This window comes from Clostridium sp. LBM24168 (genome assembly GCF_052953915.1).
The window spans coordinates 2853958-2869498 of sequence record NZ_CP196861.1; the positions used below are offsets into that span (position 1 = coordinate 2853958).

Genomic DNA, 15541 nt, shown 5'->3' on the forward strand with positions numbered 1-15541 from the left:
GTTAATAACATGATTATAACTTTTCTATTCTTCATATTATACAATTCCCTTTCATCTAGCTTTTGTAAATTAATAAGGAGATACTTTAATATCTCCTCAATATATTTTATCTTGATTTTCTATTACAATAGGCATATCCTCATCACCTTTAAGCTGCCTTCCATCTTTTATAGAGGAGTTTTTATCCAAAATTACATATTCAAGTTTAACATTTTTACCTATACTACAATTTTGCAGTACTATACAATTTTCCAGCACTGCATTTCTGGATATGGTCACTCGCCTTGATATTATGCTATTTTCTACCTTTCCCTCTATAAAACATCCATTTCCAACTATAGAATTTTTTACATCACTCCATTGTGAGTATTTTGATGGTACCTCATCATTTGTTTTAGTATATATAGGTCTATCATTTGAAAATAGTTCTTTCATTACATTATGTTTCAGAAGTTCCATGCTTGTTCTATAATATGCCTTAATAGAATTTATACAACTTAAATATCCTTCAAATTTGAAAGTACCTACATTTAAATTATCAAGACAGCTATATATATGCTGTTTCAATTTTCTATAGCTTCCTATTGATATGCACTCATTTACTATATCCATGAATATATTTTTACTCATCATATACATTTCCATACATATATTTGCTTTCTTGTTTATGCCTATATTCCGGCCCACACTTACAACTTCAGCTTTGTCATTTATATTTAATGTTTCACAATGAATAAAGTTTATATCTGCATTTGTTACCTCTTTATATATTATAGTAATATCATTTTTGGATTCCATATGAAATTTCATTGCTTTTTCTAAATCTATATTACACACCATATAAGAAGGTGCAATAATCACATATTCTTCTTTGCTTTTTCTAAAGTATGACATATTTTTAGAAAAATTATATATGTCATCAAAATTTGGATTCCTATCGGTAAAATTAAATACCCTAAGTCCTTCTATTTTTCTATTTAAATCCCATGGTCTTCCATTACTTATATGGTCTATAAGTGATCTGGATTCCATTTTAGTAAATATGCCAATATTCTCTATACCAGAATTAGTCATATTTGATAGTATAAAATCAATAACTCTGTACCTTCCTCCTATTGGTACTGACGCCAAAGGTCTATTTCTCGTCAGCTCCCTTATATTATCCTCATTTTCATCTAAATTTATTATACCCATAAAATTTTCATACACAAATATCCTCTCCCATCAAAATATAGCTTATCTGATAATTTTATGAATTTATCAATATAGATCCCGCTTTTATATCTACATTTGACCCTACTACAGTAATTTCGTTGCCATTACCTATTATACTATCTCTTCTTGCTATTACATTACTTCCTATTATTGCTTTATTGATTATAACATTGTCCCCTATTTTAGCATTTGGCATTATAACTGAATCTATTATTTTAGAATTTTTACCTATTATACTTCCTGAGAATATAATTGAATGAATCACTTTTCCATAAATTTCACATCCATCTACTACTAATGACGATTTAATATCTGCATTAGGGCCTATATATTGAGCTGGTTCCACATAATTTACCGAATATATTCTCCATTTCGGATCTCTCAAGTTGAGTTCATTATCTTCCCGCAGAAGGTCCATATTTGCTTCCCACAAACTTTTCACAGTACCTACATCCTTCCAGTATCCTTTAAATGGGTATGCATATATTTTTAAACCCGAATTAAGCATATTAGGTATAATATTCTTTCCAAAGTCATTATTAGAATTCTTGTCATTATGATCTGATCTTAAAAATTTTTTTAGAAGTTTCCAGTTAAAAATATATATACCCATAGAAGCATTCGTACTTTTTGCACTCTTAGGCTTTTCCTCAAATTCATATATACTCATATCATCTCTCGCGCTCATTATTCCAAATCTATGTGTTTCTTCTATTGGAACTTTAATTACTGCAATAGTTACATCTGCTTTTTTCTCCTTATGAAAGCCAATCATATTTGCATAGTCCATTTTATATATATGGTCTCCTGAAAGTACAAGTACGTATTGAGGATTATAATTATCTATAAATGACATGTTCTGATATATAGCATCTGCAGTTCCCTTATACCAGTTTCCTCCATCTTCTTCCTGATAGGGTGGGAGTATGTACACACCTCCATCCCTCCTATCTAAATCCCAAGGACTACCTATTCCTATATGGGAATTTAATTCTAATGGCTTGTATTGTGTCAGCACTCCTACAGTATAAATTCCAGAATTGGAACAGTTACTTAAAGCAAAGTCTATTATTCTATACTTCCCACCGAAAGGTATTGCAGGTTTTGCCAATCTTTTTGTCAGTACTCCTAACCTTGATCCTTGTCCTCCAGCTAGTATCATTGACACTATTTCTTTTTTTTTCATAACCCATCCCCCTCTTTTAATCAGCATTTTTTAAATTATATCTTTATTCCTGCAACACTTTAATTTCATAAGGAAGTATTTTTACATACAATTCTTTTATTTTTACGTCAAATGACTCATTTTGGCTCCTATTTGCTAATATCAAAGTCTTTTCTTCTTCGAAAGTTCTTTCATAACATAATATATTTTCATTTACATTATAAAATTTTATATCGCCTTTTTTCAATGAATCTAACTTATTTCTAAGTTCAACAATATTCTTATAAAAGCTTAATATGTGTTTGTTTTGCTTTTTCCACGGATAAGTTTTTCTATTTTCTGGATCACTTCCTCCTAGTACTCCTACTTCGTCTCCATAATATATTACAGGTACACCAGGCAAAGTCATCTGAATTGCTACTGCAATATTTAAAAGAGCTATTCCATTTTTCCCATTCTTACTTAATACAGTCAAAATTCTTTCTGTATCATGAGTGCCTATAACATTTAAACTAGAATAAAATATTTCCTTAGGATAATTTTCATACAAACTCAATATCCTTCTCTGAAAAACTCTTGATCCTGTAATTCCTATTAAAAAGTCTATTAAAGCATCTCTGAAAGGATAATTTATCACAGAATCAAGCTCATGACCAAATACATATTTTCTTCTCTTTGAATAACTTATTTTATTAGATGCATCTTCCCATACTTCACCTATAAGAACAGAATCATGGGAGATACCCTTTATTCTAGTCCTTATCTTCTCTATAAACTCATCAGGCAACTCGTCTGCAACATCTAGCCTCCATCCAGAAACTCCAGTATCCATCCATTTTTTCAATACTGAATTTTTTCCTGAAATAATAAAATCTATATAAGTATTTTCCATTTCATCTACGTTTGGCATATTATCTATTCCCCACCAACATTCATATTCATCAGGATATTTATTAAACCTATACCAATTATAATAAGGAGAATCTTTTGACTGATATGCACCTAATGAATCATAATTACCATATTTATTGAAATACCTGCTATCATCTCCAGTATGACTAAACACCCCATCTAAAATAATTCTTATGTCTAGCTTTTTAGCTTCTTTACATAATTTTTTAAATATATTTTCATCTCCATACATCTGATCTATAACCTTGTAATCTCCTGTATCATACTTATGGTTGCTTGCAGATTCAAATATAGGATTTAGATATATGGCATTTACTCCCAGACTCTTTATATATTTGAGTTTCTGAATTACTCCCTGTAAATTTCCTCCAAAGAAATCCCATTTCAATATATCTCCAGAAGAATCCTTTATATATACTGGTTCATCATCCCAATTTTCATGGATAAAAATATTCTTTTTAGGTCTCAATACTCTTCCATCTTCATTTCCATTTTTAAATCTATCTACCAGTATTTGATATACAATACCTTCCTTAAACCATTCCGGAACCTTGAAAGGCTCATACACAGTTATCTGATAAGGTTTAGGTTTATCATAATAGATCTGTCCCTTACCTCCTAATCCATCATAATTATTACCATAATAAATATGTTTTCCTTTACCAACATATATTCTGAAATAGTAATTTATAAGTCCTTCATAATTCTTTTCCAAATTTATATAATAATAATATAGATATTCAGCATCATTATATTTTGAAATATCCATCTTTACACTTTTTTCACTATAGTCAAAATATATTAACTCTAGATATATCTCTAAATATCTGTCAGATAATATAGAAATATAAATCGTTTTACCTTTTTCTACTGCACCAAAAGGCTTTCTATAATGGATATCCCATGAATCATGCTTTAATTCAAAATCCATTTTACACCTCTTCTCAATAAGAAAAGCAGAATTTTTACTGTAAATTTTTATATAAACATTTAGATCCCCATATACCTGTAGCATATTCTCTTATAGTTCTATCACTAGAAAATATACCCGAATGAGCTATATTTATAATACACATTTTTTGCCACTTTGAACTATCCCTATATAATTTATCTACTTTTTCCTGGGCTTCTAGGTAAGAATAGAAATCTTTCAATACAAAAAATTCATCATTATAAGTTACCAAATTTTCATATATACTTCTAAATTCATCCCTAGAATAAGTAGCATCTATTAAAGAATTAACAATTCTCCTTACCCTAGCATCTCCATTTATAATCTCCCGTGAGCTATATCCTCCATTTTTATAATAATTCAATACTTCTCTTTCCGTAAGCCCGAATATAATTATATTATCATCTCCAACTTCATCCCTTATTTCTACATTAGCTCCGTCTAACGTGGCTATAGTAACTGCTCCATTCATCATAAACTTCATATTGCTAGTCCCAGAGGCTTCTTTTGTAGTTGTAGATATCTGTTCACTCAAATCAGCAGCAGGTATTATAATCTCGGCAAGTGATACACTATAATTTTCCATAAACACCACCTTGATTTTTTTATTAACCCTATCATCATTATTTATTTTATTTGCCACAACATTTATAAGCGTAATTATATCTTTTGCCAGATGATATGCCGGTGCCGATTTTCCAGCAAATATAAAGGTTCTCGGTACGATATCCAGATCTGGATCTTCTATAAGCCTATTATACAAATCCATTATCCTAAGACAGTTCAATATCTGCCTTTTATAAGCATGAATCCTCTTTATCTGTATATCAAACATGGAATTGATATCTATCTTTATCCCTTGGTTCTCATATATATAGTTTGCCAGATTTTTTTTATTTGACAATTTTATTTCTGCAAGTTTTCTTTGAACATTTTCATCTTCTGCAAGCTTTTCAAACTTTTCCATATCTGTAGGGTGCATCACAAAGCTGTCGCCTATACTCTCTTTTAAAAGGGATGTCAGTTTGGGATTTGCATTCATAAGCCACCTTCTGTGTGTTATACCATTTGTCTTATTATTGAATCTATCTGGATAATAATAATAAAAATCTGCCATCTCCTGTTTTTTCAATATCTCAGTATGAAGTTTAGCTACTCCATTTACACTATGGCTACCTACTATTGCAAGATGAGCCATTTTTACATGGCCTCCATCTATTATAGCCATCCGCCTTATTTTATCCCATTGTCCTGGATATTTAATTTTTAAATCTTCACAAAATCTTCTATCCATTTCCTGTACTATCATGAAAATCCTTGGAAGAAGTTTCTTAAACATATCTACTGGCCATTTTTCAAGTGCTTCTGCCATTATAGTATGATTTGTATAGGACATAATGTTATGTGTCATTCTCCATGAATCATCCCATCCAAAACCTTCTTCATCTATAAGTATTCTCATCAATTCAGGAATGGCAAGCGTCGGATGAGTATCATTTATATGAACCGCTATTTTTTCATCCAGTTCTTTCAAATTACCACCTGAACTCTTAAAGTGATGCATAATACTTTGAAGCCCTGCTGATACAAAGAAATACTGCTGCTTTAGCCTTAGAAGTTTTCCCTCGTAAAAACTATCATCAGGATAAAGAATTTGAGAAATGGATTCTACAGAATCTTTATATTCCATAGCTTTTCTGAAATCCCCTCTGTTAAAAGATGAAAAGTCAAACTCATTGGACAGTGGTTCTGCACTCCAGAGCCTCAATGTATTCACTACATTGTTGTCATATCCCACTATAGGTATATCATAGGGCACTGCCAATACCGTTTCATAATTGACATGTTGAAATTTTAAATTTCCATCTATATATTCTACTTTTACATCTCCACCAAACTTTACAACTCTAGATTTATCTGGTTTCTTTATTTCCCATATATTCCCGTTTTTGAGCCACTCATCAGGAACTTCTACTTGGGAATTATTTATTATTTTTTGATCAAAAAAACCATATTTGTACCTTATTCCACATCCATGTCCCGGTATGCTAAGAGATGCCATTGAATCCAAAAAACATGCCGCCAGTCTTCCAAGTCCACCATTTCCAAGTCCCTGATCCTCTTCAAGTTCTTCTAAATTTTCTAAATTTATTCCCATCTCACCCAAAGCTTCCTTGCACATATTTCTTATGCCTAAATTGAGCAAGTTACTTCCAAGAAGCCTACCAAGCAAAAATTCTATAGAAAAATAATATACTTGTTTTTTATTAGTTTTCTTATAAGTATTATTAGTTTCTATCCACATTTTCGTTACATAATCTCTAACTAAGCTTCCCAAAGCTTCATACTTATTATAATCCGTTCCTTCCTCCAGTTCCTTACCATGAATTTCCATAAATTTTTCTCTATAATCTCTTTTGAAAGTTTTTTTATCTATATTTAGCATAAAACTCCTCCTAAATGATATTATCTCATTTTACCTAAATGACTATATCAAACTTTCATATAGTGATTTATAAAGTTTTGCCGAATTGTCCCAACTATTATCACTTTCCATAGCATGTTTTATTATATTATTCCATATTTCTTTTTCACTAAAATAATCTAAAGCATCATTTATAACATGGAAAAAATCATCTGCATTAAAATTCGTAAAACTGAATCCATTACCCTCACCCGTATATTTATTATATGGTTGTATAGTGTCTTTAAGTCCTCCAGTCTCCCTTACTATTGGAATTGTTCCATACCTTAAAGCTATAAGCTGTCCTAGTCCGCAGGGTTCAAAAAGCGACGGCATTAAAAATATATCAGATGAAGCATAAATTCTGTGTGCCAATACATCATCAAAGTATATATTTGTCGATACTGTTTCAGGATATTTTGAACTTAGATACCTGAAATAATCTTCATATTGCTTATATCCTGTTCCCAGTATCACCAATTGAATATGTTTTGAGACAAGTCTTTCCCCTATATTTTGTATGATATCCATACCTTTTTGTGGCGTGAATCGTGAAATTATGGCAAGCATAGGTATTTCCCGGTCAACATTTAGATTAAGATCCTTTTGTAATTTTAATTTGTTGACCATCTTATTTCTTAAATTTTCTTTGTTATAATTTCTAAATATCATACTATCGTTCTCCGGGTTATAGATAGTATAATCTATTCCATTCACTATTCCCCAAAGATCATTGTTTCTGCTTTTAAGAAGTCCGTCAAGATTCTCTCCATAGTAAGGTGTCTGTATCTCTTGTGCATAGGAACAACTTACCGTTGAAATTTTATCACTATAATTTATTCCACTCTTCATAAAGCTTACCGCTCCATTTAATTCAACACTACCATTCTCATAGTAAATACTATCCAAATTGAAAAGTTCACCTAATATATTTTTATCAAAATTACCTTGAAAGAGAAGATTGTGAATATTAAATAAGAATTTAATTCCATTATAAAATTTATCCTGTTCATATTCGATTTTATATAATACTGGTATCATCCCCGTATGCCAATCATTACAATGTATTATGTCTGGTTTATAATTAATTTCCCAAAGCATATTGAGAACTGCTCTATCGAAAAATGCAAATCTTTCACCATCATCATAGTATCCATAAAGTCTATCTCTATAAAAATAGTATTCATTATCTATGAAATAGTAAATTATGCCCTGATACTCATATTGAAATATACCACAGTATTTATTTCTCCATCCAACGGGAACATAAAAATATTTAATAAAATTTAGCTTATTAATTAAACCCGATTTAATATCCCTATATTTAGGTATTACTATCCTTGCATCCAAGCCAATCTTTTTGAGATATTTAGGCAGTGTACCAATTACATCAGCAAGTCCCCCAGTTTTTACAAACGGCTCTGCTTCAGAAGCGGCAAGTAGTACTTTCATAAAATTCCCCTCCTCAATTTTATTATTGGTCTAACTTATTTTAGGTAATTTTACTCTAAATCTTCAAATATATTCTTAGGTTTTATTATAATAGCTGCCATAGGTGGTACCTTTAAAGTAAGACAATACTTTTGATTGTGATAGTTCTTATTTTTAGAACATAAAGTGCCTTCAATTGTTTCTCCCGAACCTCCAAATTCTTTTTTATCTGTATTGAATACTTCTTTATATTCTCCAAAATATGGTACTCCTATATTGTAATCATAATATAACTTTGGGGTAAAGTTGCAAAGTATTATAAGAGTATCCTCTTTTTGCCTCGAATTTCTCATAAATACAAGTATACTTTGGAAGGCATTATTTGCATCTATCCACGTAAAACCCTCTTCGTTGTAATCAAGTTCCCAAAGCGCTCTCTCATTAATATAAAATTCATTAATACTCTTTGAAAAATTCAGTATATCATTATGCATGGGAAACTTGTCTATAAGATTCCACTCCAATTCTCTAGAATCATCCCATTCAGAGAATTGTGCAAATTCTGTTCCCATGAATATAAGCTTTTTTCCCGGATGAGTGTACATATAGGTAATAAATACTCTATATCCGGCAAATTTATTCCAATAATCTCCCCACATTTTATCTATCAGAGACTTCTTCCCGTGAACAACTTCATCATGAGATATAGGCAATATAAAATTCTCAGAGTAATTATACATGATAGAAAAAGTAATCAATTTGTGATTACATCTCTTTTCTTCCGGTGACATTGTAATATATTTCAATACGTCATTCATCCATCCCATATTCCACTTAAAATTAAATCCAAGTCCTCCTGAATATACAGGTCTTGAAACAAGAGGCCATGCTGTAGACTCTTCTGCTATCATCAGTAAATTAGGAAATTTTTTAAAGAGTACCTTATTCAACTCTTGATAAAATTCCACAGCTTTAGTATTTTGATTGCCTCCATTTTCATTAGGTGTCCATTCTCCTGGACCTTTATCATAATCAAGATAAAGCGTATTTGCAACAGCATCTACTCTAAGGCCATCTATATGAAACTTCTTAATCCAGAAAAGAGCGTTTGATATAAGAAAACTTCTTACTTCTGGTTTGCCCAGATCAAAATTTCCCGCTCCCCATCCTTTATTCTCCGACTGCTTTTCATCTGAATATTCATAAGTAGGAGTACCATCAAATTTATATAATCCATGCTCATCTTTACAAAAGTGACCCGGAACCCAATCCAGTATAACCCCTATATTATTGTTGTGAAGCATATTTACAAAATATTTAAAGTCCTGTATGTTTCCATACCTGCTAGTTAGTGAATAATAGCCTGTAATCTGGTATCCCCAAGAATTATCCAGAGGATGTTCCATTATAGGCATTATTTCTATATAATTATAATTCATAGTTTTTAAATATTTTACAAGCTTTCTTGCTATCTGCCTGTAATTAAGAAATTCTCCATCTTTCCCTCTTTTCCACGATCCCAGGTGAATCTCATATATATTTATAGGCTTTTCATATATATTAGACTTTTTTTCTGCAACTATCCATTTGTGATCACTCCATTTAAAAATTTTTTCACGCACTATCTTGGAAGCATTACCAGGTCTTTTTTCAGAATATCTCGCATACGGATCACTTTTTAAAACTATTTTTCCTGATCTGTCCATAATCTCATATTTGTACAACGTCTCCTTTTTTATCCCTATTATAAATATACTCCAGAGGCTGGTTCCAAATATTTTTTTTAACTCAAGGCTGCTTTCTGATTTCCAATTATTAAAGTCGCCTAATACTCTTACTCTCTTAGAATTAGGTGCCCATACAGTAAATCTTGCACCAAGTCTTCCTCTTTCCTTTGTAAAATGGGATCCCATAAGATTATAACTTTCATAATTTTTCCCTTTATAAAAGGACCGTATATCTTTATCAACCAATTTTCACACCACCTTACTTCCAATACTTATATATATATAAATAATTCTACATTACTTTTAGTTTCACCTGCTAAAATCACATGAAATATATAGTTGAAAAAAAATCTTATCAACAAAATTTCTGTATTTATATATAATTTTATTTTATATATTAAAGTATATTAGATATAATTGAAAATATAATTATAAACCCCAATATTTAAGATAGCATGGAGGTAAGAAACAATGGAAACAAGAATTGGTGTAGTTGGAATAGTAGTAAAAAACCTTGAAAATTCAAAAGTAGTCAATCAGATACTTCATTCTTTTGCTCACATAATAGTAGGAAGAATGGGAATACCCTATAGAGAAAAAAATATTTCTATAATATCGGTTATTGTGGATGGAACTTCGGATGAAATAAGTTCCATGACGGGAAAACTTGGTAAAATTAGTGGAGTAACTGTAAAAACAGCTATAACTAAAAAATAATTGTTATTATTGATTATCCTTTACAGATAAATTTTTTTAAAATTTTAAAAAAAATTTATCTGTAAAGGATTGCACCTTATTTCAATATTTGTTGAATTTAGTTAAAATATATGTGTGGGTAATTTATCAGATTTGATCTGTAATAAATATTATTTAATTATAAGATATAGAAAGGCGGCTCTATATATGAATCTTATAGATTTATTTGAATTACAAGAAAATTTAGATGAAGCAATTAGAAAAGAGCAAAGTCTTGAAGGGGAATCCCTTCTTTCACAAAAAACACTGGCACTTCAAGTTGAAATCGGCGAACTAGCTAATAAAACAAGATGTTTTAAGTTCTGGAGTAGTAATAAAATTTCTAATAACAAAATAATTCTAGAAGAACTTGCCAATTCACTGTATTTTATATTATCTTTGGGTTTAGAAAAAAATTTTAATGACATAGTGGATATTCAGCTTAAAGAAAGTCGATGTAGTATAAATTCTCAATTTCTAAATCTCTATGTAGATATAAATGATTTTCTAGTCTGTTCTTCAAAAGATCATTACATAACTTTATTTGAAGATTTTCTAAGCCTTGGTTTAAGTCTTGGATATCACCCTAAAGAAATAAAAAAATGCTATAATAAAATCTATATGAACAAACACTATACAGATGAGAAGCAATACTCATAATTAGTTTTCTCAATACCCCTAAAGTTGAAATTTTAGGGGTATTTACACTTTACTCATAATATATACCTATTCAGGTTAAACTACTTTATATTCAATAAAGAGGAAGGTGATATACATGCTAGGTATTTTATCCTCCATAATATCTGGAATGGCAATGAGTATTCAAGGTGTATTCAATACTAGATTGGGAGAAAAAATAGGACTTTCAGAAACAAATGCAATAGTACAAGGTACTGCTTTTCTAATAACTTTAATAATAACATTTTGCCTTGGAAAAGGTAATATACATAATATTAAAATGTGCAAAAAAATATATCTTTTAGGTGGTGTACTTGGTGTAATCATAACCTACACTGTAATGTATGGTATAAAATCAATGGGTGCCACCCATTCTATAGCTTTAATATTGGTTTCTCAGCTTATAATGGCTTTTTTAATAGATTTTTTTGGATTGTTTGGTTCTAAAAATATAAAATTTAATTCATATGAATTAGTAGGTATATTTATGCTAATTGCAGGAATAGTTGTATTAAAATGGAATAGTTAATATAATTAAATTCCTATAGATAAATATCACATTTCCATTAAATATATATAATATATAATGAGATCAATCTTTAGGAGAATAAAATGTTTTCCATAAAAAATAAATTAGACAAAAATTTAAAATTAGCTTTAAGTAAAAAACACTATAAAAATTACAGAGTAATAATCCAATGTAATTCCATGCTGGAGAATATAGAAAAAAAGATAAAAAGATCTGGATGCAATGTGATTTGCTCTATCTCCTATATAAACTCTGTATGTGCCATAGTATCAGATCGTATTTTAGACAGATTAATAGAATTCCCTGAAGTAAAATATATAACCTGGGATATTAAAGCAAATTTATGCGGTAAAAATGTATTCTCGGCAAATAAAATAGGTTTTTCTGACAAATATAAACTTACAGGTAAAAATATCTGCATATGTCTTATAGACTCAGGAACTTATCCCCATCCAGATCTAATAACCGGTAAAAATAAAATAAAGAAGTTTCTGGATTTAATAAATAATCTAAAATATCCCTACGATGATAACGGCCACGGTACTTTCATGAGCGGAATAATATCAGGCAGTGGGAAACTATCTGATGGAATATATTGTGGAATAGCTGAAAATAGTTCTATATATTCCATAAAGGCCTTCAACTCACTCGGATATGCCTATATAGGCGACATACTATTCGGAATACAATGTGCAATACAAGAATCAAAAAATTTGAATTTGAAAATAATCTGTCTTCCCTTTGAAATGAATTCAAGAAGTCAATTTATTCTATCATTGTTTCAAAAGTTATTTGATATAGCTGTAAAAAATAACATAGCAATAATTACAGCTGCAGGAAATAATGGTAACTTCGAGGGTAGCATTCAGGGTATTTCGACTTTAAATAACTGCATAACTGTTGGTGGAATAGATACAACTTCTCATAGTATAAAATCATATGAATATTCATCTTGTGGTCCATTTTGCAAAACCCAGAAACCGGACTTAGTTGCTGCATGTGTAGACATTTGTTCCATAAACTCAAATACAATTTATATATCTGAGAAAAACGGGAAAAAATTATACCCTTCTACTTTAGAAAAACCTTATACTTGTTACACGGGTACATCTTGTGCAGCTGCCTATATAAGCGGCGTATGTTCATTGTTATATGAAAATAATCCTGATTTAAGTTTCAACGATCTTGTTTCACTTCTTAAAATATCTTGTAAATTTTTAAATCTACCCAAATGGTGCCAGGGTTCTGGAATGATTGATTTTGAAAAATTTGCATTGTAAATAATAAAATATTCTTTATTTATTTAAATTTTCTATAAAATGTGTTATTATAGGATTAAATAACAAATAATCTATATTAATAAACTATTACTTTCACAAAAGCTTATAAAGGGAGGATTTTATTTATGTTAAGCAATAGACTTGTAGATGCTATAAATGATCAGATAAATTTCGAAATGTATTCAGCGAACATATATTTTGCTATGCAGGCATACTGCGATTCATTGGATTTAGATGGATTTTCCAACTTTTTTAAAGTTCAAATCCAGGAAGAAAATTATCATACAACAAAATTCTATAATTTCTTAAATCAAACCGATGCAAGAATAAATATAGGAGCTATAGATGCACCCAGCAATAATTATGAATCAATTTTAGATGCCTTTAAAAAAGCATTGGCACATGAAAAAAAGGTTACTACAAGAATTTATAATCTAATGAACATAGCAACCGAAGAAAAAGAACATGCTACAATAAGTTTACTTAAATGGTTCATAGATGAACAAGTTGAAGAGGAAGATACTTTCACAAAGTTGATTAAAAAGCTACAGAGAATAGGTGATAATTCAGCTGCCCTCTATATGCTGGATACAGAACTTCAATCAAGAACTTTTGTACCACCAACTAATACCCCAAATGCTGCAAATTAAAATATAAACAATAGCTATGGATAATTTTACCCATGGCTATTGTTTATATTTGCCCATATTTCTAAACTTTTCATACCTTTGGTTTAATAATTCTTCTTCAGAGTATTTCTTAAATATTCCAATGGTTTCTATAAGTTCATTTTTTATGTCATCTGCCATCTTGTCTACATCTTTATGTGCCCCACCCTGGGGTTCCTTTAAAACTTTATCTATTATTCCATACTTATTTAAGTCTCTGGCAGTGCATTTCATGACTTCAGCAGCTTCCTCTGCACGTGAACCATCCCTCCAAAGTATTCCTGCAAAACCTTCAGGTGAAAGTATCGAGTATACTGAATTTTCAAGCATCCACACAGAATTTGCTACAGCAAAGGCAAGCGCACCACCGCTTCCACCTTCACCTATAACTATAGATATTATAGGAACTTTTAAATTAAACATTTCTATTAAATTACTGGCTATTGCTTCGCCCTGACCTCTTTCTTCTGCCTCCATTCCACAAAATGCACCTGGCGTATCTACAAAACATACAATTGGTCTGTCAAACTTTTCAGCTTGCTTCATAAGTCTTAGACTTTTTCTATATCCTTCCGGCTCAGGCATACCAAAATTTCTCTTTATATTTTCAGCAGTATTTCTTCCTTTTTGTTGTCCTATTACAGTAATAGGATCACCATCCAGTATTCCAATACCACCTACTACAGATGGATCATCTCCAAAATATCTATCTCCGTGAAATTCCATGAAACAATTACATATCCTGTTTATATAGTCAAGGGATGTGGGCCTTTCAATCATCCTTGCAAGAGTCACTTTTTGCCATGCAGTCTTATTATCTAGTTTTTCATTTAAAATCTTTTGGAGTTTTCCTATTTTCTCCATATAAATTCATCCCTTTCGATTAAAATAATTCCATTATCTATTGTTATCATGAATAATCAATATATTTTTCAAAGTATTTTTTAAATTATCTCTGGAAACTATACTATCTATAAAACCATGTTTGAGCAAAAATTCAGCACTTTGAAATCCATCAGGAAGTTTTTGTCTTATGGTTTGTTCAATTACTCTTTTACCTGCAAAACCAACTAGTGCGTATGGTTCTGCCAGTATAATATCTCCAAGCATTGCAAAACTTGCAGTAACTCCCCCCGTAGTAGGATCTGTAAGTACAGTTATATAAAGAAGCCTCTCTTTATCCAATCTGTTAAGCGCAGCACTTATTTTTGCCATCTGCATAAGAGAAAATATACCCTCTTGCATTCTCGCTCCACCAGAAGTTGTAAATATAATTAAAGGTAGTTTTAACTTTACCGCACTTTCAACTGCCCTTGTTATTTTTTCTCCCACTACAGATCCCATACTTCCCATCATAAAATTACTGTCCATGAAACAAACCACTGCAGCCATTTTTCCTATTGTGCCTCTGCCTGTTATTACAGCCTCATTAAGTCCAGTTTTTTTCTTCATATTATCTAATTTATCCTCATAACCATCAAATTGTATTGGATTATCTGACTGCAAGTCAACATCAAATTCCTTAAAACTATCTTTATCCATTATAAGTTCTATTCTTTCTCTAGCACTCATCCTAAAATGATGACCACAGTACTGGCAAACTTTATTATTTCTATCCAGATCAGGTTTATATAGAACTCTCTTACATCTACTACATTTTACCCACATACCATTAGGTATATATGGTCTATTATCTTGGTCCTCCGAAATATTTTTAAGAGTTTCCTGGCTTACAGTGATATACTTTGTCCTTTTAAAAAACTTATTTAACAAAACCTACTCAAC

The 15541-nt window shown here is 30.6% G+C and carries 13 protein-coding genes; 5 read left to right on the forward strand and 8 right to left on the reverse strand.

The annotated features are described in order from the left end of the window. Positions 1–96: 96 nt before the first annotated feature. Genes glgD through glgB form a run of 6 tightly spaced genes read right to left on the reverse strand, consistent with a single transcriptional unit; the run spans position 97 to position 10052 of the window. Positions 97–1209: a glucose-1-phosphate adenylyltransferase subunit GlgD gene (glgD, locus tag ACSVC9_RS14190; protein WP_446898089.1), complete on the reverse strand. Its 1113-nt coding sequence runs from the start codon at positions 1207–1209 to the stop codon at positions 97–99. Between the two features lie 40 nt (positions 1210–1249). After that, positions 1250–2401 carry a glucose-1-phosphate adenylyltransferase gene (locus ACSVC9_RS14195; protein WP_446898090.1) on the reverse strand — a complete coding sequence of 384 codons (1152 nt, stop codon included), beginning with the start codon at positions 2399–2401 and terminating at the stop codon, positions 1250–1252. A gap of 43 nt (positions 2402–2444) precedes the next feature. Beyond that, entirely contained in the window at positions 2445–4223 is a 1779-nt protein-coding gene (locus ACSVC9_RS14200; RefSeq protein WP_446898091.1) for an alpha-amylase family glycosyl hydrolase, read from the reverse strand. Between the two features lie 34 nt (positions 4224–4257). Continuing rightward, on the reverse strand, positions 4258–6690 hold the full coding sequence (locus tag ACSVC9_RS14205) for a glycogen/starch/alpha-glucan phosphorylase (protein ID WP_446898092.1): 2433 nt from the start codon (positions 6688–6690) through the stop codon (positions 4258–4260). 42 nt (positions 6691–6732) lie between these two features. Beyond that, positions 6733–8160: a glycogen synthase GlgA gene (glgA, locus tag ACSVC9_RS14210; RefSeq protein ID WP_446898093.1), complete on the reverse strand. Its 1428-nt coding sequence runs from the start codon at positions 8158–8160 to the stop codon at positions 6733–6735. 50 nt (positions 8161–8210) lie between these two features. Further along, a complete protein-coding gene (gene glgB / locus ACSVC9_RS14215; protein ID WP_446899869.1) occupies positions 8211–10052 on the reverse strand; it encodes a 1,4-alpha-glucan branching protein GlgB in 1842 nt (613 codons plus the stop codon). 285 nt (positions 10053–10337) lie between these two features. Between glgB and ACSVC9_RS14220 the strand changes: the two genes are divergently transcribed. The 5 genes from ACSVC9_RS14220 (at position 10338) to ACSVC9_RS14240 (ending at position 13738) form a co-directional block, all read left to right on the forward strand. Further along, positions 10338–10583 (forward strand): TM1266 family iron-only hydrogenase system putative regulator, encoded by a 246-nt coding sequence (locus tag ACSVC9_RS14220; protein ID WP_446898094.1) that lies wholly within the window; start codon positions 10338–10340, stop codon positions 10581–10583. Between the two features lie 186 nt (positions 10584–10769). Next, positions 10770–11261 carry a dUTP diphosphatase gene (locus tag ACSVC9_RS14225; protein WP_446898095.1) on the forward strand — a complete coding sequence of 164 codons (492 nt, stop codon included), beginning with the start codon at positions 10770–10772 and terminating at the stop codon, positions 11259–11261. A 115-nt stretch (positions 11262–11376) separates the two neighbouring features. Next, on the forward strand, positions 11377–11808 hold the full coding sequence (locus ACSVC9_RS14230; protein ID WP_446898096.1) for a DMT family transporter: 432 nt from the start codon (positions 11377–11379) through the stop codon (positions 11806–11808). An 83-nt stretch (positions 11809–11891) separates the two neighbouring features. Continuing rightward, positions 11892–13088: a S8 family serine peptidase gene (locus tag ACSVC9_RS14235; protein WP_446898097.1), complete on the forward strand. Its 1197-nt coding sequence runs from the start codon at positions 11892–11894 to the stop codon at positions 13086–13088. Positions 13089–13213: 125 nt separating this feature from the next. After that, positions 13214–13738 (forward strand): ferritin, encoded by a 525-nt coding sequence (locus ACSVC9_RS14240; RefSeq protein ID WP_446898098.1) that lies wholly within the window; start codon positions 13214–13216, stop codon positions 13736–13738. Between the two features lie 36 nt (positions 13739–13774). On the opposite strand, the gene ACSVC9_RS14245 is transcribed toward ACSVC9_RS14240, so the two are convergent. Both ACSVC9_RS14245 and accD read right to left on the reverse strand, forming a co-directional pair. Beyond that, positions 13775–14620: an acetyl-CoA carboxylase carboxyltransferase subunit alpha gene (locus ACSVC9_RS14245; protein WP_446898099.1), complete on the reverse strand. Its 846-nt coding sequence runs from the start codon at positions 14618–14620 to the stop codon at positions 13775–13777. Between the two features lie 33 nt (positions 14621–14653). After that, positions 14654–15529 (reverse strand): acetyl-CoA carboxylase, carboxyltransferase subunit beta, encoded by an 876-nt coding sequence (gene accD, locus ACSVC9_RS14250; RefSeq protein ID WP_446898100.1) that lies wholly within the window; start codon positions 15527–15529, stop codon positions 14654–14656. Positions 15530–15541 lie beyond the last annotated feature (12 nt).